This is a genomic window from Tenacibaculum xiamenense (genome assembly GCF_964513065.1).
GTDB classification, from domain to species: domain Bacteria; phylum Bacteroidota; class Bacteroidia; order Flavobacteriales; family Flavobacteriaceae; genus Polaribacter; species Polaribacter xiamenense.
Window position 1 is genome coordinate 451,874 of sequence record NZ_CAZEQU010000033.1, and the last position, 23,022, is coordinate 474,895.

Consider the following 23,022-nt stretch of genomic DNA (forward strand, 5'->3'; position numbering starts at 1 on the left):
CCCTACGGATAATTCCACAACTAAGTCATATCTTAACGGTAATTAATTATATTGCAAGTACTAGACATGTGTATAAAACTCTTCAAATGAAAAATTATATATTTTTGTTGCTTGTATTAGCTAACAATCTTTATAGCCAGGATTTTAATTCATTAGGTAGAATCTTCATAAATAATATTCCTGTTTCATATACTGAAATTAAATACACTGATAAACATGGGAGTTTAAATAAAGTTTATACAAATCGATTTGGTGAATTTAATCTATATAATTGCTCCCCAAAAACTACCTTATATGTAACACCTTCTTTCTTTTCGAAGGAAAGACAAATCACTTATAGTAAAAGTCAGAGTAATTATTACATAGAAGAAAATTATGAAAAGTATAAAGAAAAAGAATTAAGAAGAGAGATAAACAAGACTTTAAAAAAACATAATGACGATTGGAAATTTAAAAATGGAGATGAAAAATTTAAGGACTATGTTGCTTTTAGAAAGTATCTATTCTTAATATACTTAATTAAATACCCTAATGGGAAGAAAGATAAATATTATAAAAAGATTCTTCAAGCTCATATATTAGAATTTCTAACTGAAATTGATAGTTATGATTTTAATAAAAATTATTTAAACATTTTCAATGATGGTCCAAATCATCAAGAAATTAAATCGCAAACTGAATTAATGTTGATCTCTAAATCCTCCACTAGAAAAGAATTAAAGAGTTACTTTGATACTTATCCAAAAGGAAATCACAATCTATTTGCGCTACAAAAATTTTCTACTTTACAAAATTCCATTCCCTCTGAAGCTTTAGGGAATATAAAAGAATTGAGAGTTTTTACGGATGATTCAATAAAAATTGAAAAAGTTAAAAAATTTATTTTACCAAAATACTTATTAAATTCTAAGGCCACATATTCACAATACAACGCTTTAATTTATGCATTCCCTTCTCAAACTGAAAGAATTGAAAATTTTTATTTAGCTAATGAAAACCTCTTGGAAAACAAGCTAAAAGCTTATAGTAAGTACATATTGATTTTTAGAGAAAATGGTAGTTTGTTTAATAAAAGAAAAGCCTATATAAAAACTGAAAAAAAAGACTTTGAAAAAGCATTAGAAAAGAATAGCATTAAAGAATATAATATATACATTAATAAATATTCTTCTGAAGTTTCTAGTGAAAACTTACAAAAAGCAAAAGAAAACCTACAAAAAGTAAAAGAAATAAAAAAAGCACAAGAATTTGATAGTATCATTAGCAAAGAATCTCGCAGAAGCATTCAAGAATATATCGATAAAAACCCTTCTTCTTCTTATGCTAAAAGGTTAAAAAATAAACTTGCCTCTTTTCCTAGATATTCAAAGAATATAGAAAATTCATATTTCGTTCAAACAGAAAAAGGATGGGTAAAAACACCTTATCCTCGCAATAAGGTAATGAAAGTTGTATTTGAAGCTGAACCTTTAACTAAAAAAGAAAAAGAGTATAAATATGTTTATATACTAGAAGAAAAAAGAAAGGGCAAGTGGAGCCCTAATTTTGGGGAAAATTTTGAAAATGTTTACTTCTTCTACCCTTCAAATAGACATTCTATGTCTTTCAAAATAGATACATTACTAAAGAACAATGTTAGATTAAAGGAGTTTATGATTTTTCAATATAGAGAGGATAAAAGTACCATAGATGAAATTAAAAATTATTTAAGAAAATACTATGATGATTTAAGTTTAGCTGAAAAATTAAAATTTGTTTCTAATGTCTCTTTTTTTGAGTTTACGACAAAAGTGTTTGGAAAACAAAAAAGCACATTTAATTCTAAAGAAAGGACAGAGTTAATAAATAAAGTTTTCTATAAAAATTACGAAAACAAAAAATACAATTCATTAGCATATATAGAAAACTATTCTCCTAAAAAATTGAAGTTAAAATATAGTCCATATTATGGTTTTGATGATGTTTACAATAAAAAATATAAATACATACAAGGAAAAATCTTTTTAAAAGATATTAGTTATAGATTATCTTCTAATGTATATTATAATACTAAGATAATTCCTTCTTATAACGAGGTTTATTTTGAAAAAGAAACTGTTTTATTTGGAAAAGATAGGTATAGGGCAGTAATTAATAAAGGTCATGATTTAAATTATAGAACAAATTATACTATGATTGTGAAAATTAAAAACACTTCAAAAAAAACGTATAAATTTAAATTAGAAACCTTCGCAAAAATAGAAAGTTACGGTACAAAATCAGGCTTAGGAGGAATTGTTGCTGATTTGGGTAGAAAAATGTATTCTTTAGGTGACAAATTTCAGTCTAGAGGTAAAATAATAACACTAAAACCAAATGAAACAAAATTCATAACATTTAAAGGAAAATGCGAGGGTATTCAAGATGCCCATATAAATGTAACACCAATCAAAATATAACTAATTAAATTTCTATAATAAATTCAGGCTTTTTATCTAATGAGCTTTTCATGCTTTTACGCATTTAGGAAAAAGAACAAACATTTAGAACTGCTTTAGGAACTAATTACCTGTTCGTTTCTTACTTTTTTTATTAAATCTTAAATGTAAAATTTAATAAAACCATCACTATGCAAACATAGGACAACTTTGATATTCGTTCTGGTAGTAACCATATTAATGTAATGATACTATTTACAAAAGTTTCATTTATAAGTTGTACAACACTTTATAAATTAGACCTTCTCGTAAGAAAATCCTTTAGCATATATATCTGAACAAATACCATAATGGTAAAAAAGAAGCAGGTATATAACATGGTATCGGAAACATTAATAGGTATTGAAATATTAGAAATATCAAAACTAGGAAGGTTTTCTAATTCTGGAATGGTAACCATTTCACTGAATGACTGTCCTTTTGATACGAAAAACATTGATACAATTAAAATCGCACCCAAAACAATCCAAACCTTTGTTGAAATCAATGGTTTTGCTTTGAATACCTCACTATTTTCCATAGTATTAATGGAATTCATTATATTTTTAGTAAAGTCAATCGAAGGAGATTCAACCTCAATTTCCTTTACATATTTTTTCATAAAATTATCCAGCTCATCAACATGTTTATTTTCTCCCATAATGCTTTATTAATTCTGGTTCAACATTTCTTTTAACTATAGATAAAAGCCTTTTTCTACCTCTGTGTAGCTTTACTTTAACATTTGCTATAGACAATCCCGTAACTTCCGTAATTTCATTCAAACTTAACTCTTCAAAATAAAAAGACCAAAGTATAGACCGTTCTTCTTCAGGTAATTTTTCCATGCAAGCTTTCATTACCTTGGCTCGCTCCTTTCTTTCAATCGACTCTAAAATATCAGTTGTTTCCTTTATCTTATTACTATTTGTTTCATCAATAGCCTCTGTATTATAATTTCTTGTAATCTTTTTCAAGCTATCCAAACAATTTCGATAAGCAATTTTATACAACCATGTTGAAAATTTCGATTCTCCGTTAAACTTCTTTAAGCCTTTATAAGCTTTTATAAAAGTATCTTGAGCTATCTCTTCAGCTTCTTCCTTATTTTTTAGCATTTTCATAGCCAACGAAAACACCATTACTTTATACTTTTCAATAAGATAAGAAAAAGCATTTACATCTCCATTCAGAGTCTTGTCAATATATGTTTGGTCGTTTATAATAGTCATTGTTTTGTTTTGACTATTCCTTTTCAAAAAAGGTTACAATTTTTTTCAAAAAATATTTTTTATTTTTTTTGTAACCTTTACAACAAAGATAATGTCATACCACCAAACACAATAAAATAATCATTAAAAATAATATTTATGGAAGTTGCAATTGTATTTATGTTCTTATTCGCCGTAATCTTTGGAGTTTTTTATTTGTTCTATTCCACAAGAAACAAAGAACGTTTAGCTCTTATTGAAAAAGGTGTGGATGCGAAAATATTCATGCAAGGTGAAAGACAAAGAAAAACAACCTTAACAGGAAGAGTTATCGTTTTAAATCTTTCTTTATTACTAATGGGAATTGGTTTAGGCGTGTTTTTAGCACTTATTTTAACAACATATACTTTATTGAAGGAAGAAGCTATTTACCCAGCCTTAATTTTCTTTATGGGAGGCCTTGGTTTATTTATAGGGTCTCACCTTACTAAAAACCTTGAAAAGGAATAGTATACACGTGCTTTTAAAACAATAAAACCATCTCTAATCAGTGATGGTTTTGTTGTTTTATAAAACTATGTATCTTTAACCAAAAGAAAACAACCATGAGCGCTAACCATGATAATCAAGACTTTAAAAGTTTACTTGATAAACTTCAACAGGAAAGTTGGCAACTCGAATTAATAATTTCAGGTTTTGCTATTTTCGGTCTCATAAGTGCATTTCCAGAAATTCAAGTTGCTTTGATAAAAGCTGAAGCCGACGACCAAATTTATAGTTTCGTATTGTTACTTATATCAAAAGTAGCCTGTGGTATATTGTTATTCAATTTATTAATTCATGTAGTATTAAGAGGGTTGTGGATTGGTGCCCTTGGTTTGAGGTACGTGTCTGGTGAGATAGAGTTTGATGATTTAAAGTACCATAGTAGATTTACGAAGTATTTAAAAAAGAAAATTGTTTCTTTTGATAAATATGTAGCCACACTCGAAAATTATTGTAGTGTTTTATTCGCTATTTCCTTTCTTCTTATTTTTTATGTGATATCAATTGCACTCGTTGTATTGTCTATAATTGCGGTCGTATTTTTCTTTATTGAGAATGAAAGCCTGCCAGAAGGTCCTAGAGTTGCTATAGGTGCCATTTTACTTGTCTTTATAAGTATTGGTATGATATTAACCTTTATCGATTTTATGACACAAGGTTTTCTTAAAAAGAAAAAGTGGCTTTCTAAAATATATTTCCCCTTTTATTGGGTATTTAGCTTTATTACACTATCCTTTCTATACCGAGCTTTAGTTTATAATTTTTTGGATGATAAATTTACAAAGAGAATTAGTTTTCTCTTAGTTCCTATGTATATTCTTATTTTCATCTTAACATCTTCGCGATACCAAACTTCAAATCATTTAGATAATATTAAAACGAGTTCAATGCTTTATTTAGATAAAGCAAAGTATGAAGATTTATTGACTAACGATGAAGACATTGTCGATAAAGCCAGCATTCAATCGAAAACAATAACTGAGCCTTATTTAAAGTTGTTCATTTCCTTTAGTCAAAGTTTAGAAGATAAAATTTACAGATTTCATCCCACGCTAAAACCTAAAAACGATCGTAGAGGATTTAGAACAAAGGTTAAGTTTCAAAATGGAAGTAATTTTCAGTCGAGAAAGAAAAGAGATAGCTTGGCCAGAAAATATGTTAGTGTTTTCAATACAATGCATGAAGTTTATATTGACACAATAAAATGTTCTTCGGATTTTCTAATTAGTACCAATATTAAGGGGCAAACTGGGTTTGAAACTTATTTACCTACAAAAGGACTATCAGACGGTAAGCATCTTTTGACTGTTAGAAGAAAAGTTCTTAGGAAAAAAGATACCCTCCTTAAAAAATACGTTATTATACCATTTTGGTACTATCAGGAATAGTTAAAGTATTAAAATGATATTTTTAACGCATATAAAGTTTATTTTAACCTAACATATGATAAAAGAAACATTTTACTTTAAAACACAAAGCGAATGGCGAAATTGGTTATCTAAAAACTACGATCAAAGCAATGGAATTTATTTAATCTTTTATAAAGTGGAGTGTGAAGAACCAAGTATGAGATGGGAAGAAGCCGTTAGAGTAGCCCTCTGCTATGGATGGATAGACTCTACAGTTAAAAGTCTTGGTAATGGAAAACGACAGCAATACTTTTCTCCAAGAAAGAAAAAAAGTGTTTGGAGTAAGCTTAATAAAACCTATATCGAAGAGCTAATAAAAGAAGGGCTAATGCATGAATCAGGGCTGTCTAAAATTAACGTGGCTAAAGAAGATGGATCATGGAGCTCTTTGGACGATGTTGAAAACCTAGTTGTTCCTGAAGATTTGCAAACCGCTTTCAAAAACAACAAAAAAGCATATGAAAATTACACAAACTTCGCTCCTTCATATAAAAAAGGGTATTTGTATTGGTTAAATCAAGCAAAAAGAGAGCAAACACGCCTAAATAGAATAACAAAAATTATTGAATTGTGTGCTTTAAATCAGAAATCACGGTAAATTGAATGTTGAATGTTGAATGTTGAATGTTGAATGTTGAATGTTGAGTGTTGAATGTTGAATGTTGAATGTTGAGTGTTGAATGTTGAGTGTTGAGTGTTGAGTTAAAATTATAAAGTTTTATGTTCATACATTTATCAATTATCAAATCATATAAATTTCTCAACCGCTGTTAAGTTTCGTATTTTTGTAACATGAGCAAAATATTAATTTCTGGAGGAACCGGCTTAGTTGGAATGCAACTACAAAACTTGTTAAAAAGCAAAGGACATGAAGTTTCGATTTTAACAAGAAATCCCAAAAAAGCAAACGAGTTTTCATGGAATATTAAGGAAGGAATAATCGATGAAAATGCCTTTGCAAACATTACCCACATTATTCATTTGGCCGGTGCAGGAATTGCTGATAAACGATGGAGTGGGAAAAGAAAGCAAGAAATTATTGACAGTCGTGTTGCCTCAGCCAATCTTTTATTCAATTATGTAAAGAAATTAAATATTAAGCTAGAAGGCTTTATTTCAGCTTCTGGAATAGGCTTTTATGGTGCTCATACCTTTGATACTATTTTTAAGGAAGACGATGCTCCATATAACGACTTTATTTCTAAAGTTTGTATAGATTGGGAAAATGCAGCAAAACAATTTGAAACGCTTAACATTCCTGTTACCATATTGCGCACAGGAGTTGTTCTAAGTAAAGAAGGTGGTGCTCTTTCTAAGATGAACACCCCCTTGTTTTTAACAGCTTTGGGTAATGGGAAACAGTATTTCCCTTGGATCCATATTGATGATCTTTGTAAAATATACGCTAAAACAATTAATAACTCATGGTTATCAGGAATATATAATTGCACTACCAACAATCATCAAACTAACATTTCATTTACTAAAGCACTAGCAAAAGCTACTGGTAAAATCTTGTTTCCACTGAATGTGCCTTCTTTCATTCTAAAAACAGTTCTTGGAGAATTATCAATCATATTATTGGCTGGAAGTAGAATATCTGCAAATAAAATTGAATCCGTATATACCTTCGAGTTTCCAGATTTAAAAGAAGCTTTAGAAAACCTTTTGAAATAAATCTATTCGTTTTCAGAGAGTAAAGAAACAATCTTTTCAGATAAAGGTTTTGATGATTTATAATTCTGCCCAGTAACCAATCTACCGTCTACTTCAACATGAGGAGTATTAGGTTTAGAAAATTTAAAAATCCCTCCCCTTTCTTCAATTGTTTTCTTAATTAAAAATGGGAATGTTTTAAAATATGGTCTGTCTTTATGTTCATAATCGTCAGGGTATCCATTCACTCGTTTATTTTTAACTAAATATTCTCCATCGCTCGTTTTAAGATTTACAATACCTGCCGTTCCATGACACACTGAAGAAATAATTCCATTTTGTTTTTCATAAATATCCATAACAATTTTAGCAATTTCTTTATTTTCTGGAACACCAAACATTGAACTCCCTCCTCCTATATATTGAACCACTTTATAATCTGAAGTCTTTACTTGATTTGGCGCTAAAGTAGTTTTGAGTTTATTCATAAAATCAGGTGAGTAAACATATTTCTTTGATAACTCATCAGAAGTGTTAACATACGCTAAAGGAATTGCACCTCCTTCTGGGCTAACAAAATCTATTTCATAACCATTCTTAGTAAAAACATCATATGCATTTACTATTTCAGAAAAACTATTCCCCGTTCTTAATTCAGAGTTTCCGTAAAAATGGGCATTTGACACAATAAATAAAATCTTATCTTTTTTTCTTTTTTCTTTTAAACGTGTGGCGGTTTTACTAATAATTTTCCACCCTGATTCTGTTTGCTTTAATAAAAATAAATCGACATAAACTACATTTGTTTTCGAGAACAAAATTTCAACTTTTGCCTGTGCTATATCCTCGAAAGTATTTATATCCAATACTTTCCCTACTCGACCGTTAAACTCTTCTTTTTTCTCAGGATTGAAAAAGTTTGCATATTGATCAACCGAAAGCTTTTGAAAACCAGATCTAGTTGTTAAGTACAATGTGGCGTCAGACACAAAGGCGCTTTTTAAAAGTTCCCTGTTGTTATATGAACTTCCCTCTATATATCGGTTTAAGGTGTTTGTTATTAATTTTAGATTGGGATTTTCGTTACTCTGAGCAAAAATTAAGTTGACAAAAAAGAGTGACATCACAAAATACACTTGTTTCATTTTTTTAAGTTTTATGTTCTATTCAAAAATGAAAAACTATGTTTAAAATTAAATTCTCAGTTATAATTTAGGCGTCTAGAATTATAATTGTGGACGTATAACTACCTCTAAACCGATTTTTGAAACTCTGATGGTGTTTTTCCTACCATTTTTTTAAACGTGGCGTAAAAACTTGATTTAGAAGAAAAACCCGCTTCATAACCGATCGCCTCTAAAGTAAAATCACTCTTCTCAGTAAGTAATTTTTTTGCTTCAGTTATTTTCAACTCATTTAGGTACTCAGCAAAGCTCTTTCCCATATTATCATTTAACAATTGCGATAATTTATGTGGTGTTATTCCTAATTGTTTACTAAGTTCCTGCAATTTTAAATTAGTATTCTTATATATCTTCTTTTCATGCATAAGCTCATTCAATTTTCTCTTTAAAATTTCAACTTCTCCTTTTTCTATTTTTTTAGAACGATACTTTTCAGGAATTTCCTGAAAAATTATATTTCTATTTTTCTTAAACAAAAGGAATACTACTAAAGCATAAAACACCAATGAAAAGACTAAAGTAGCAACATAATACAAATGAAAATACCCTACTATATAGGCAGCATAAATTAAGAGGTTACCTAAAAGAACAGATGCTAGCCATTGCTCTTTAGTCGATATCTTTTCTCTTTTAATCAATTGCCACAATATTAGACGAATTTCAAAAGTAGAAGCCAGTAAATACACTCCCCAAGAGAAGTAAATAAACTTAATAAAGTAATTTTTCCAAAATTTTGGATTTAGTTCGTACGGTAAAACAATTCCTATAGAGACTATAACTAAAAATAGCACCAAATAATGAAGCTTCCATACTATTGGTATGGCTTCTTTATTTTCCAAAGAAGATTTTATATAGTAAAATAATGAAACTCCAATTAAGAAACATCCTGAAAGTCCGATTTGTAATATTGAAAGATTCACATCCTCCCTATCTGTAAAGACTATATATACCGACTTCCCTATTCTTATACTCAACATTAGCAAAAGAACTCCTAGAAACATATTTTGAACCCTTTTTACCCGATTAAAAAACAGGAAATACATACTCAACAAGAAGCCGTTGAAAACTCCAAGAGAACAAAAGAAAAAAAGAATCGATTCTTTCAATAGTAATTAGTTTATAATTATGAAATAGTCTATATTTTTAGATATGCTAAAATAAAAAAAGCTCAGAAGTACTTCTGAGCTTTTTTTATTATAATTATTATAATTTTAGTTCTTCGTAAAAGTAACAGTCATATTCGTTATTAAATCTTGACCTTGAACTTTAATTGTCATGTCTATATTTGATTTAATTGGAACTCCCGATTTTCTATCGATGTTCATACTACCTTTGATATCTCCTTCTCCTATTCCAGCTACTTTACCTCCAATTTCTAAAACAACGTTATTTGCTTCAATAGATTTTACTTTATATTCAAAGTTCATATCTAATCCATTTTTGCTTTTCGACATTGTCCAAGTATCACCAACTGCAACTTTATGTTTTGGATAAACAACTGAAGATTCATTTGCATAATCACCAGCACCTGGAATGTTAGGTTCCGCCTTTGACTCCAAGACTTCTCCTAAATTATTCCCTTTCATACTAATAATCGTTTTTAATGTTGGATCCATTCTTGTTTTCATCACTTTTCCAGCTTCATCCAATTCAGATTCCTTTTTTGATGAATCATAGGATACATTCATTCCTCCTTGTGACATATCCATGGTCATTCTATCGAACTTTACAGTTGCATTATATAAATCACCTGTTACACTAGTTATCTTTTGATTCATAACAATATTCATCTTATTTGTCATCAATCCAGCCCCCATAACTTGGTTCATTTTCATGTCCATTGTATAAGACTCTCCTTTTTCATAGTTCAAACGTAATAGAACTTTTTCTTGTGCCAAAGTAATTGTTGAAACAAACAATAAAACTAAGGCTGTTATTTTTTTAATCATGTTAAATTGTAGTTTATTGCCACGAATATACGGAAATAAAAAAATTAAAAATTGTATCCTACTACTTTGATTCTATCTTTTTTTTAATCACATTTGAATAGTATTATTCCAAATACGTTTTGAGAAAAACTAAATAAACAACAGTTTAACAATGGATTATAGCAAACATCAACTACCCAACGAAATTCTTTTACAACTATACAAAAGCATGCTTTTACCCAGATTAATTGAGGAAAAAATGCTTATTCTACTGCGTCAAGGAAAAATTTCAAAATGGTTTAGTGGTATTGGCCAAGAAGCTGTATCTATAGGAGTTACTCTTGCTTTAGAAAATGATGAGTATGTTTTACCCATGCATCGTAATTTGGGGGTTTTTACTACAAGAAAGATTCCTTTGTATCGATTATTCTCTCAATGGCAAGGTAAAGCCAATGGATTTACAAAAGGAAGAGATCGTAGTTTTCACTTTGGTACACAAGACTATAAAATTATTGGAATGATTTCTCATCTTGGTCCTCAAATGGGAATTGCCAGTGGTATTGCTCTTGCTAACAAATTAAGAGCATCAGAAAAAGTTTGTGCCGTTTTTACTGGTGATGGAGGTACAAGTGAAGGTGATTTTCACGAGGCTTTAAATGTAGCTTCAATATGGAAACTACCTGTGTTATTTTGTGTTGAAAATAATGGATATGGGCTCTCCACTCCTACTTCAGAACAGTATAATTGTGAAAATATAGCTGATCGTGGTGTTGGTTATGGAATGGAATCTCATATTATTGATGGAAATAATATTATTGAAGTATATACTAAAGTTCAAAAGCTTGCCGAAAGTGTTAGAAAAGATCCGAGACCTATTTTAATCGAATTTAAAACATTTAGAATGCGTGGGCATGAAGAAGCTAGTGGAACAAAATATGTTCCAAAGGAATTATTAGATTCCTGGGCTCTAAAGGACCCTATTACCAATTTCAAAGAGTTCTTAGTATCAGAAAAAATTCTTTCCGAACACTTAGATGAACAATTCAAAAATGAAATGACTCATCAAATTCAGGAAGACCTAAACAAAACTTTCGACGAACCCATTATTGAATCAACAATCGAAGATGAAATAAAGGATCTTTATAAAGATAAAATTGCGATTTCATCTTCTCCTGCAACAGAAAAAAACAATATTCGATTAATTGATGCTATTTCTGAAGGATTAAAACAATCAATGGAAAAACATAAAGATCTTGTTGTTATGGGGCAAGATGTTGCTGAATATGGAGGCGTATTTAAAATAACCGAAGGTTTTGTGGAGTTGTTTGGTAAAGAAAGGGTAAGGAATACTCCTATATGTGAATCTGCTATTGTTTCTCTAGCCTATGGTCTTTCTATTCAAAAAATAAAAGCTGTTGTTGAAATGCAGTTCGCAGATTTCGTTTCCACTGGATTCAATCCTATCGTAAACTTACTTGCGAAATCTCATTACCGATGGGGACAAGAGGCTGATGTTGTTATACGGATGCCATGTGGCGCTGGTGTTGGTGCGGGGCCTTTCCATTCGCAAACCAATGAAGCTTGGTTTACCAAAACCCCTGGTTTAAAAGTGGTTTATCCTGCTTTTCCTCAAGATGCAAAAGGTTTACTAATTGCCGCTGTAAACGATCCAAATCCAGTCCTCTTCTTTGAACACAAAGGTCTGTACAGAAGTATTTATGACGATGTTCCTACGAATTATTACACGCTTCCTTTAGGTAAAGCTGCCACGCTAAAAGAAGGAAGTGATATTACGGTTATCACTTTCGGTGCTACAGTTCACTGGGCCCTAGATACCTTAAATACATTAGAAGAAGAAATTTCTGTTGACTTAATAGATTTAAGATCTTTGCAGCCTTTAGATACAGAAGCTATTTTCAACTCTGTAAAGAAAACAGGAAAAGTTATTATTTACCAAGAAGATTCTTTATTTGGTAGTATTTCAAGTGATATTTCTTCTTTAATTATGGAAAACTGCTTTGAATATCTTGATGCTCCTGTGAAAAGAGTTGCGAGTCTTGAAACACCGATTCCTTTTGCTGCTAATCTTGAACGACAATATTTACCGAAAGAACGTTTTAAAGAAGGGCTAATTAATTTAGCCAAATATTAAAATTCAAGCCATACAATAAATTACGGATAATAATATACCAAATGTGTTGTTATCCGAAAATACATACAGGATAACGGCTATATTTGCGGGGATATAACTAGTTGTCAAACATTAAAAAGTGACTAATTACGAATTAGAAAATATAATATTTGAATTAAAGGATAGTAATAAAAAGGAAGAGGCTCTTTTTGGGTTTTATCATCAAGATGGAGATGAATATAATACTTGTATAAAAGCAAATAAGCAAGGACTTGAATTATTCTCTGCCGAATTATTGAAAGCTAGACTTGAAATTGAGAATCGGAAGTTTGAAAACAGAGAAGTGGAATATTTGGAAATGGAAATTGGCTGGACTGACTCAAATGCTGATTATTACTTTGAAAATATAGTTCTTACAAGAAAAATAAAAACTGAAAGCGGAGAATCTTTTCCTGAATATAAAGAAACTTGGAAAGATAAATTATATGGTTACTTAATTTTTGGAATTATTATAGGTTTATTTATTTTCTTAATAATTGGATTTATAACAACCATCAATTGGATATTCTAAAAGATAACGATTTGCCAACAATAGCTATAGTTAATGTGGGGTTTGATGCTTAACTCAAAGTTTTTATCTTTAAACCAAGTCCGCTAAATCTTTTTGATTTGACTTTAAAAGACATGATAAAACAAAATAAAAAGTTTGGCTAAGTGCTTAATCGAAAGTTTATTTACTTTTAATCTCTTACTAACCATAACCAAACCGTTATCTGCAATAATAAAAAATAAATTAAGTATTCATATGTGTAACTGTATTCAAAAAGAAAAATTTAACAACCCTAGTTTAGGATATTATGACTATGTATTTCAATGCGAAAAATCTGACGGTACCAGAAAAATAATAACTTTGACTGCTACAAATGACTCCCAAGCAAAACAGTTAGCAGAACTAAAATGCTCTGAGTCATGAGTAGTTTGAAAAAGTTTTTTTTGTCATCTTTTGTTTTCTTAATTAATTCATATTCCTTTTCTCAACGTATACCACAAATACCTGAGGACACTATTAAATTTTATTGCAGTAAACCATATGGTGTTTCTAAATTGAAAGAAATGATAATGAGAGAATTAAAACCTAAGACGGACTTTTATTATCAAGCAATTTCCCTAGGGATAACAGAAGAAGAGGTAATTGAAAAATATTTAAAGGATATTTGTTTAGGCGCAAATGGACATGCACCTTGGTCAAATTCAGCTCCTTTAAAAGAATTTCCAGATGAAACTGATAAGGTCACTTTTGATATATCACCATTACTATATTGTGAATCTAAATGGAACGGTACATGCTCTTGGAGTACTGAATTCTTTGTCCCTTACGGGTATCAAGCATGTGGGATTGATTATCAAATAGATGGTAGAGGTGACTGGGATGTTCCCAAAGTAACCCCAATTTACTTTCTTGATGATGGTTCAGAAGGTCCTTATAAATATTATGGATATAGAATTAAACTATCTTCCAGAGGAAATAAAAATTATTTAAATCGAAAAGGAGCTAATGCGAAAATTAAAAATCTAAAATTATTCGGTATATCTAATCATTTTAAACCAGAAAATATCAATAACAATATTTTTAATTTACCACCTGTCAACCGAAATGAAATGTTTCACCTAAAAAATTTCAAAGTAATTAAAGGACCTATAAAACCTTTAGAAATTGAAGAAGTGCCTCCACCACCAATTGAAATAGACGATGTTATCAATTCTTCTTATACAGAAGTTGTTTATTCATCAATAAACTGCAAATATGATGTTTACAAAACAAAAGCCACATTAAGTAATAATTGTGAAAATTGGATTTACGTTGGTAAAGTTTCAAAGACAAAAAAGATTAAAATCAAAATAAAATCTGGTGAAAATTACATAATTCGAGTTATGAAAGAAGGATATGGCGCTTGTAAAACTAATAAAAAGAAAAGAGAAGATAATATATATAGAAGAAATAATAGTACTCGATCAAATGTTTATAGCTACGAGATACATGATTATAGCTGTGAATAAAAGCAGATAACAATGTATAAGAAATAATAGCGGTTTAATAACTAAAAAGAAAGTAGATAGATAGAAAAATGGCTTCTCTTTTATTATGTTCAAAGGAGATTGTAATTAGTTGAGGAACATGGAGTTTGAAACATGGACTTACGGGAACAAGAATTGATTTTAAATTTAAAAAAATTATAATACTTACTTCTATCGAAGAATGTTCTTCAATAAACCCAGAAAAGTAATCTTTAGAGACCTTAATTATGAATTTTTAAAAAATTAAAAACTTACTAAAAAAATGTATAGTTAATTGCTATTACTTGTTAAACCATAGTTAGGTGATTTTTGATAAAACTAGCGTTTAACTTAAAAAATATGTACATTTAAATACACAACAAACCATAAGCCGAACGTTACGGCAAATTATAACAAAATATAAGAACTATGAAATACAGAATTACATTTTTATTTTTAATTTTTACAGTACACTTTATAATTGGACAAACTATTGATGCAAGTCTAATAGAATTAAATTTCCATGAAGATAGTAATCCTCAAAAATTTACTGTTTTTCAAAATGGATTTTATTTTACAGCTACAGATGGTAATTTTAATAACTTTGGGAGAGAGCTCTGGTATTCAAACGGAACATCTGAGGGAACAATGATGATTAAAGATATAAAACAAGGTCAAAATTCATCTAACCCTAGTTCCTTGCTTATCGTTGGCAACACGTTATATTTTACAGCTGATGATGGTATTCATGGCTCGGAATTATGGAAAAGTGACGGAACTGAAACAGGAACTGTAATGGTTAAAGATATTCTTCCAAATAATAGCAGTTCATATAATGGACCTTATAATTTAATAGATTATAATGGGATGTTATTCTTCACTGCCACAAATGATGATGATGGCTACGAATTATGGAAAAGTGATGGTACAGAAGCCGGTACAATAATGATAAAAGATATTAATCCAAATGGCAATGGAAACCCAAGTGATTTATTTGTTTTTAATAATAGCATATACTTTATAGCTAATGATGGAATAAATGGAACTGAATTATGGAAAAGTGATGGAACGGAAGATGGAACAACTATGGTAAAGGATATTAGTCAAAATTATTCTGGATTAAATAGTGGAAATCAATTTTTGACTTTAAATGGCTTCTTCTATTTTTTTGCAAATAATGAAACAAATGGAACTGAATTATGGAAAAGTGATGGAACGGAAGACGGAACAGTTATTGTAAAAGATATAAGAGTCGGTTCTAACTCAAGTGCTAATTTATTAAAAGGTAGCTCTATTAACAATTTTATAATTTTTGAAGCTAATGATGGAACAAATGGAACTGAATTATGGAAAAGTGACGGAACGGAAAGTGGTACTTCAATGATTAAAAATATTAATAGCACTAATTTTAATAGTATATCATACAATAATAGTTATATAGCATATAATAACGAAGTTTACTTTTTAGCAGACGACAATGTTCATGGAACTGAAATATGGAAAACAAATGGAACCGAAGATGGAACAACTTTACTCAAAGACATCAACAATGGGAATTCATCCATATCGGTTGAAAAATTTCATTTAGACCAAGTAAATAACAAGCTGCTATTTTTCACAAATAGTTCTAATTCTTCAAACAGAACATTATGGGTTAGTGATGGTTCGTCAAATGGTACATTTGAATTATCGAATATTACAGACAGTAATATTTCTGGTTTAGAAGAAAATTTTGTTACCATCAATAATTCTACTATAGTAACAGGTGAAAATGAAACTTATGGTAATGAACTATGGATTACAGACGGAACAATTGCAGGTACCTCATTCTTTGCTGATTTAAATTATTCAAACAGTAGTTTTCCAAGTAAATTCACTAATGTTAATGGGAATCTTTTTTTCAGAGGAAGGGGAAAGGAATATGGTAATCAATTATTTAAAAGCGATGGAACAATTGAAGGGACTCATATTGTAAAGGATATAAATCCTGGATATAGTTGTATTGACGACCTTTCAGAAATTAAAGAAATAAATGGTATCTTATATTTTAGTGCAATTGATGGTACACATGGTTATGAACTTTGGAGAAGTGATGGAACAAGTAGCGGGACTTTTATGGTAAAAGATATAAGAACTGGTAATCAAAGCAGTATGCAGAATCATAACCATAAACAAGAGTTTACAGTCATTAATGATATTCTTTATTTCAATGCGAATGATGGTGTTCATGGTTTTGAACTATGGAAAAGTGATGGTACCGCGACTGGGACATTTATGATTAAAGATATAAGTACAGGCGGCTCAAATTATGGTAGTTATGCAAGAGAGTTTGTCTCATTGAATAACAAAGTGTATTTCATTGCCAATGATAGTTCTGGTACAGGTTTATGGACTACCGATGGAACAGATTCTGGAACAAGTAAAATAATTACTTTAAACGATATGAGAGTTTTAAAAGCTGTTAATAATAAATTAATAATAGTAGCAGAAACCTCTGGAACTACTTATGGTCCACATGATGTCTGGGTTTCTGACGGTACAGCCTCTGGTACTAATCATTTGCAGTCTTTTGGTGATAATTTAGACAGTGATATTAGGTTTACAACAATTTTGAATGATGAACTATATTTTGTAGCAAAAAGTCCTACTAGTTTTAGAAAAGCTATTTATAAAACCGATGGTACAGTTTCTGGAACTGCGATATTATTTGACGGAGCTAATCATCCTACTATGCCTGATTTAGATATTGACTTAATAATGACTTGTGGTGGCTATGTATATTTTCCAGTGCAAAATAGTTATAAAACTGAAAAGGAATTATGGAGGACTAATGGAATTATCACTGAACAAATCGCTGGACCAGATACAACAGATTTCTTGTTTATACGAAATTTAACCTGTTATGAAAACAACCTTCTTTACTTAGCCGAATCATTTCCGCATAAAATATGGATAACTAACGATAATCTAAATTTACCATTGCAATTAGATATAAATATTCCAAACGGTCCAAATTTTGAAAATAATGATTCAATAGAAGAAATGGGAGCAACAGTTAACCATTTATATTTTAGAGCCAGAAATGACATTAGTGGTAACGAGCTTTACGTAACAGACATTGATGCATCTACTCTAAGTACTAATGATTATGCAATAAATGAAAACAACAATTTTAATTTCGCTAGACTTTATCCAAATCCAGCAGAAAGTTTAGTCACCATTGAATCTACCACAAATTCAAATATCGAAAAAATTGAGATTTGGGATTTATCAGGAAAAAGAATTCGTGAAAAATTCAGTAATAATGTAGCTAGTATTGTCTACAATACTAATAAATTGAGTGATGGAATTTATTTCGTGAAAGTTTTTTTAATAGATAATAAAATTGAAACCTTAAAACTAATTGTAAATCATTAACACTCGATGAAAAATAACATGAAATAACAACGTATAAGTATAATAGGGATTTAAGGCTCGAACAAATAGACATTTTTTACTTGTAGAAGTAGTTTATAAACCAAAAATAATAGTTTACCAATTGCTTACTTAAAGCCTATTTTAAAAGACTCTTGCGGGTTTTTCATTTAGTAATTATTTGTTTAATTTAAAGCTAAACCGCGGCAACTAAACGCATATAAAAATATTACAACACATTACAATGAGGACAAAATATCATCCATTATTTTTAGCTCTACTTTTACCATATACAGTTCTCAGTCAAATTCAATTGACGCAAGAGCAGGTTTTGGAAGATTATACAATTTTAAAAAATGTACTTGTAAAAGGGCATCCAAGTCTATACGATTACACCTCTAAAACTGAATGGGACAGTCTATTTGTTAATTTTGAAAAGGAAAAAATAAAGACTGTTAGAAGTAATAATGACTTTTACAAAAAAGTTATAGAATTAACTGATTATGTCAGAGATGGACATTTGATTATTATGAGACCGCAGCTTGATTCTATACCTAATCTTTTTCCTATATGGTTAAAAATAATCAATAAAAAGCTATATACCGATACTGATGATTTTAACATTCCTGTAGGTTCTGAAATAATTTCAATTGATGAAATTAAAGGAACAGAATTGAGAGAACGATTCTTAAAATATGTCCCTTCTGATGGTTTTAATACAACTAAAAAAGATAGACAGATTGAAAGGGAATTTGGAATTCTACATTTTTATGAATTTGGGACAAAACCTACCTATAAAGTAGAATACAAAACACCAAATAATCAAGTCATTACTAAAACAATCAAAAGCCAATCTTTTGAAAGTATTGGTAAGCGATTCAGTAAAAGGAATTCTCATTTTGCAAAGAACGCTTTAAGCAAAAAAGAACCTTTCGTTCGTTACATTGATTCATTGAATGCAGCTGTGTTAACTTTAAATACTTTTGGTTTGAATCAAGGAAAATTTCAATCAGAACTAAAAGAAATATTCAAAAAAATAAAACGAAAAAGAATAAAACAGCTTGTTATTGATATTAGACAAAATGATGGTGGATATCCAGAAAATTCAAATTATACGTTCTCATACATTGCTAAAAAAGCATTTATTCAACCCAAATCACAACATGTTATTACTTCTAAGCTGCCACATAAGGAGCATAGTCAAGAAATAATTAATGGGTATACTTATAAATCATTTTTTGAGAAGTATTTCCGTAATGGTTCTAAAACAGAAAGTGAATGGGTTATTTATAGCCCAGAAAATAAAGGATCTATGGTTCCAAGGAAAAAAAGATTTGAGGGACAAGTTTATGTTCTAATTGGTGGTAATACTTTTTCAGCAGGCTCAACCTTTGCCTTAAATTGTAAAAATCAAGGAATTACTTTAATTGGTGAAGAAACTGGTGGTGGCTATTATTCACAAACTGGAGGATATCCAGTGGTTTATACCTTACCGAATTCAAAAATTAAAATGATGATGTCATTCGTAAAAGCAAAGAAACATATCAAAGACAAAACAGTAAAAAAAGGAACTGGAGTAATGCCTGATATTGAGATTAAATTAACAACTCAAGATTTAATAGAATTAAGAGATAGGCAATTGATTTATGCATTAAAGCAAATCAAAAAATAATGCTCCAAATTCCTAACATCCTAAAGAAGATTACTTATTACATATTAAAAAATACAGCCTTCTAAATAAACTATTTCACCTGTATTAAGAGAACCTTCCGTATAATTTTTTTCAGAGGGGTTGAAAATAAATGTTTGGCCTTCAGAATTTGAAAAATGAAGTAAACCATCAATTACTTCATATTTATAAGTTATAGTATATTCAATTTCTTCACTAGTCCCATAATATTCATAATCAAACCACAAAACATCCGCTTCATCTTTTTTTATTTTTATATTCCATTTTATTCCATCGTACGTGTTTTCACCTTTTTTCCACCCTTTACAATATGAAGTCACAACATCAATATTAAAGAAAGATATAAAATATTCATCGCCATTAAAGTTTGAAAACCTTATATCTGAAAAATCGCTATAATAATTTTCAGCATCGGCCCAAGTTGTCCCATCATATTTACGTAAAAATCGACAAAACTTTCTCCCCCAACCTGGGCCACAGTATTGATATGATGGTGGATCCAGAAAAGGATATTGCACTCCACTCGCATCTGTTACAAAATCTTGCGGTCCATACTCCAGTGGCTCTGAGCCTTTCTCAACACCGTTTTCCGAACAAGAAAACAAAACAAAGAATAAAAACGGTAAAAGTATTTTTTTCATTTCTAATATTTTTCAAAGAAATTCCTAAATTAGTTTCAATGTTATAATAAATAATAACACTTCAAACGCTATAGGTAAAACATTAACAATCAAAAACTTTATACTCTTGGAACAAATCTAGAATTATTAAAACTCCTAAAAACATTCTTGAAAATAACAATCATCAAATTAAAACATAATCAAATACCTAATAAAATGACTTATAAAAATTAACTCTCAGTTTTTGAATCCATTAAGTTAATATTTTCTATCTATAGTACCTTCTATTTTATCATTTTTTCATTGCCCACCGGTTTTCAATAATTCGATAGTAAGAAGAACTTAAGAAGTTGATATTCATTAGATTTAAAAAACTATTGTTTTCCTAAATAGAATGAAAGTTATATGACTTAGAATAAAAACTAAAGCTAAAACATGTATAATTAACTTCTCAATTCTAAATAGTTGAGAAAATACTATCTAAAGTTAAAGATCAAGAATTTTAAGTACATTTGAGAGAAAATTGCAACTAATCCATACGCATAACGTTGACAACAATTATATGAAACAACTCATATTAGTTATATTACTTCTTCATTCTTTTCTTCTATTTAGCCAAAATATAGATGATAGTAAACTATTAATGTTAAACCCATATTTTATTGAATCGTCCCCTAATTTCACCTTAGATACAATTCCAAACCGAATTGAAGGGCAGGTTATAGATTATTCCAACAAACCATTGCCTACATTGTTTTTTACTATGGAAGATAAAAATGGAGTAAAAACAATACATTACTGTAACTCAAAAGGGAAATTTTTCATACCAAAAAATCTAATAAATGGTTCTAAAGGCTATGTAAAATTAGGGTGTTGTATATCAGACACCATCAAAATTGATTCAAACATAAATTTCTTTAAAATAAAATTTCAAGTTGGACCTGATTGCTTAAAGAAGAGCGGAATTCAAAACTGTAATCCTATTCAAAAAGATCAATTTTATGTAAACTACATGCTAACGGATGTGCCTTATTATATAGTTCAACTTGGAAGTGAAATTTTAAACTCCTCCTCTGCCGAAATAATGTTTTATACATTAATAGATCCATACAAGACATATAGAAATAATTATGATAAAAAATTTAAGGGACGCACACTAATCAAGCTTAAAAAATTACCCTTTACTGAATGGAATGAAAAGCTATTTTACCCAGAATAAAACTGTAGCCGACAACATGTATAATTAATTGCTAATTTCAACCCGATTTAAAATTATTTGCTAAATACCGAGCCCAAGAATTGTAATAGATTCCTAAATTCAAATAATGTTATAGATATAATTAGGGTTTCTATCTTTCTATCTGTTTAAGATTAACATTTAACATAACATATCCCCTATCTTTTCTATATAGATTGGCAGTGCTTATTAATGAAGTGATATAGTAATATGTAACTATAAATTGAACTAATTTAAGGTTCTCATCATAAATATTTATTTATTACCATGATGAGATTATAACCAAGATTCGGAATGACTCCGATATTCCCATTATGATTTACATTGGATATTCAATAATAATTATTTGAATAAAATTCATTTCTTTTACTTTTATTTAGACTCATTAAATATTAAATTTGTCATTATATTATAGTAGTTATGGCAAACAAAAAGATAAACTTACTCTTCAATGGGATATTGCAGGAGCAATATCACTCTTCCAATTGCGGAATTTTATCCCGAAAATATAGTGTTAATCCACTATATGGCAACGGTTCAGCAATTACCTATAGCTTTGATGGTTTATACATTGAGTACTTGAATACCACATTTCATGATGATTTTGTTTTCAATGAACAATCAAGTACAAATACATTGGAATTATCACTATTATTAAGTGGTGAAAAAACAATGGAATGTGAAAACATGAATATGGAAATTGTTCAACAAGAACAAGAATGCTTCCTGTTTTCTTCTGATGGTAAATCCATAAATACAACTTATTTCAGAGATACCTTAATTAAGGAAATTAAAATAAGAATGTATTATGAATTTATAAAGAAGCATCAGCTAATTGATTTAATTACCCATATACAACAATTCCATTTACGTGAAAAAGAATGTAACTTTTTTGCTACATCATTTTCTTCAAAAACGGATGAAATAGCATCTGAAATTTTATCAGATACTCGTTCGGGTATTTTAAAAAGACTATTTCTTGAAGGTAAAACTTTAGAATTAGTTTCAACCTTAAAGCAAAAAAACGCGATTGGCAGATCGCCTCAAAGCTTGATTAAAAAACTTTATGATGTAAAGAAAATTATCCTATCTAATTTAAATGAACCCTTTTCAGTAAAAGAATTGGCTAAAAAGGTTTTATTAAATGATACGGTGCTAAAAAAAGAATATAAAAGGGTATTTAATACTACAATTTCCGAATACTCCTTACAAGTTCGAATGGATAAAGCGAAAGAATTACTATCTCATACAAACAAACCTATTTATGAGATCTCTGATATGGTAGGCTATAAAAACCCTACTCATTTTTCGGCTGCTTTTAAAAAACACAGTAAGCAAACACCAAAACAATTCAGAAGCTTATCCTTTAAAATATAAATAATCAATAATCCCCTGTTTTTATTTACATTTTGAAACAAATATCCGCCCTCCTGGGCGGATATTTTCATTTAGTCTGTTTTATGGCAAAAACTTCTCAACTAAATT

At 29.5% G+C, this 23,022-nt stretch carries 18 protein-coding genes; 12 read left to right on the plus strand and 6 right to left on the minus strand.

Features of this window, described 5'->3' with window-relative positions; genetic code table 11:
* Positions 1-86: 86 nt before the first annotated feature.
* Positions 87-2,438 (plus strand): hypothetical protein, encoded by a 2,352-nt coding sequence (locus ACKTTV_RS13015; RefSeq protein WP_408031279.1) that lies wholly within the window; start codon positions 87-89, stop codon positions 2,436-2,438.
* A gap of 268 nt (positions 2,439-2,706) precedes the next feature.
* Here ACKTTV_RS13015 and ACKTTV_RS13020 read toward each other — a convergent pair whose 3' ends face one another.
* Both ACKTTV_RS13020 and ACKTTV_RS13025 read right to left on the minus strand, forming a co-directional pair.
* Complete coding sequence (locus ACKTTV_RS13020) at positions 2,707-3,117, minus strand: hypothetical protein (RefSeq protein WP_408031280.1); 411 nt, start codon at positions 3,115-3,117, stop codon at positions 2,707-2,709.
* On the minus strand, positions 3,104-3,688 hold the full coding sequence (locus ACKTTV_RS13025; RefSeq protein WP_408031281.1) for an RNA polymerase sigma factor: 585 nt from the start codon (positions 3,686-3,688) through the stop codon (positions 3,104-3,106). Before ACKTTV_RS13025 ends, ACKTTV_RS13020 begins: the two co-directional genes overlap by 14 nt.
* 138 nt (positions 3,689-3,826) lie before the next feature.
* Between ACKTTV_RS13025 and ACKTTV_RS13030 the strand changes: the two genes are divergently transcribed.
* The 4 genes from ACKTTV_RS13030 to ACKTTV_RS13045 all read left to right on the plus strand — a co-directional run bounded on the left by ACKTTV_RS13030 (position 3,827) and on the right by ACKTTV_RS13045 (position 7,299).
* Positions 3,827-4,177, plus strand: coding sequence for a DUF6249 domain-containing protein (locus ACKTTV_RS13030; protein WP_408031282.1), 351 nt, complete (start codon positions 3,827-3,829; stop codon positions 4,175-4,177).
* A 95-nt stretch (positions 4,178-4,272) separates the two neighbouring features.
* Positions 4,273-5,601, plus strand: a complete 1,329-nt coding sequence (locus ACKTTV_RS13035) for a hypothetical protein (RefSeq protein ID WP_408031283.1) — start codon at positions 4,273-4,275, stop codon at positions 5,599-5,601.
* Between the two features lie 55 nt (positions 5,602-5,656).
* The gene (locus ACKTTV_RS13040; RefSeq protein WP_408031284.1) at positions 5,657-6,220 is read left to right on the plus strand and encodes a YdeI/OmpD-associated family protein; all 564 of its coding nucleotides are present in this window, start codon (positions 5,657-5,659) and stop codon (positions 6,218-6,220) included.
* 194 nt (positions 6,221-6,414) lie between these two features.
* The gene (locus tag ACKTTV_RS13045) at positions 6,415-7,299 is read left to right on the plus strand and encodes a TIGR01777 family oxidoreductase (protein ID WP_408031285.1); all 885 of its coding nucleotides are present in this window, start codon (positions 6,415-6,417) and stop codon (positions 7,297-7,299) included.
* A 2-nt stretch (positions 7,300-7,301) separates the two neighbouring features.
* Here the strand turns inward: ACKTTV_RS13045 and ACKTTV_RS13050 are convergent, their stop codons facing one another.
* The 3 genes from ACKTTV_RS13050 to ACKTTV_RS13060 form a co-directional block, all read right to left on the minus strand.
* Complete coding sequence (locus ACKTTV_RS13050) at positions 7,302-8,423, minus strand: nuclear transport factor 2 family protein (protein ID WP_408031286.1); 1,122 nt, start codon at positions 8,421-8,423, stop codon at positions 7,302-7,304.
* Positions 8,424-8,530: 107 nt separating this feature from the next.
* Positions 8,531-9,439 carry an AraC family transcriptional regulator gene (locus ACKTTV_RS13055; RefSeq protein ID WP_408031287.1) on the minus strand — a complete coding sequence of 303 codons (909 nt, stop codon included), beginning with the start codon at positions 9,437-9,439 and terminating at the stop codon, positions 8,531-8,533.
* Positions 9,440-9,673: 234 nt separating this feature from the next.
* Positions 9,674-10,411: a DUF6263 family protein gene (locus ACKTTV_RS13060; protein WP_408031288.1), complete on the minus strand. Its 738-nt coding sequence runs from the start codon at positions 10,409-10,411 to the stop codon at positions 9,674-9,676.
* Positions 10,412-10,562: 151 nt separating this feature from the next.
* Between ACKTTV_RS13060 and ACKTTV_RS13065 the strand changes: the two genes are divergently transcribed.
* The 5 genes from ACKTTV_RS13065 to ACKTTV_RS13085 all read left to right on the plus strand — a co-directional run bounded on the left by ACKTTV_RS13065 (position 10,563) and on the right by ACKTTV_RS13085 (position 19,662).
* Positions 10,563-12,542, plus strand: a complete 1,980-nt coding sequence (locus ACKTTV_RS13065; RefSeq protein WP_408031289.1) for an alpha-ketoacid dehydrogenase subunit alpha/beta — start codon at positions 10,563-10,565, stop codon at positions 12,540-12,542.
* A gap of 118 nt (positions 12,543-12,660) precedes the next feature.
* A complete protein-coding gene (locus ACKTTV_RS13070; protein WP_408031290.1) occupies positions 12,661-13,092 on the plus strand; it encodes a hypothetical protein in 432 nt (143 codons plus the stop codon).
* 398 nt (positions 13,093-13,490) lie between these two features.
* Complete coding sequence (locus ACKTTV_RS13075; protein ID WP_408031291.1) at positions 13,491-14,579, plus strand: hypothetical protein; 1,089 nt, start codon at positions 13,491-13,493, stop codon at positions 14,577-14,579.
* A 426-nt stretch (positions 14,580-15,005) separates the two neighbouring features.
* Positions 15,006-17,993 carry an ELWxxDGT repeat protein gene (locus ACKTTV_RS13080; protein ID WP_408031292.1) on the plus strand — a complete coding sequence of 996 codons (2,988 nt, stop codon included), beginning with the start codon at positions 15,006-15,008 and terminating at the stop codon, positions 17,991-17,993.
* 241 nt (positions 17,994-18,234) lie between these two features.
* Positions 18,235-19,662, plus strand: a complete 1,428-nt coding sequence (locus ACKTTV_RS13085) for a S41 family peptidase (protein ID WP_408031293.1) — start codon at positions 18,235-18,237, stop codon at positions 19,660-19,662.
* Positions 19,663-19,706: 44 nt separating this feature from the next.
* Here ACKTTV_RS13085 and ACKTTV_RS13090 read toward each other — a convergent pair whose 3' ends face one another.
* Complete coding sequence (locus tag ACKTTV_RS13090) at positions 19,707-20,321, minus strand: hypothetical protein (protein WP_408031294.1); 615 nt, start codon at positions 20,319-20,321, stop codon at positions 19,707-19,709.
* Between the two features lie 541 nt (positions 20,322-20,862).
* Between ACKTTV_RS13090 and ACKTTV_RS13095 the strand changes: the two genes are divergently transcribed.
* On the plus strand, positions 20,863-21,519 hold the full coding sequence (locus ACKTTV_RS13095) for a hypothetical protein (protein WP_408031295.1): 657 nt from the start codon (positions 20,863-20,865) through the stop codon (positions 21,517-21,519).
* Positions 21,520-21,957: 438 nt separating this feature from the next.
* A complete protein-coding gene (locus tag ACKTTV_RS13100) occupies positions 21,958-22,914 on the plus strand; it encodes a helix-turn-helix transcriptional regulator (RefSeq protein WP_408031296.1) in 957 nt (318 codons plus the stop codon).
* Positions 22,915-23,022 lie beyond the last annotated feature (108 nt).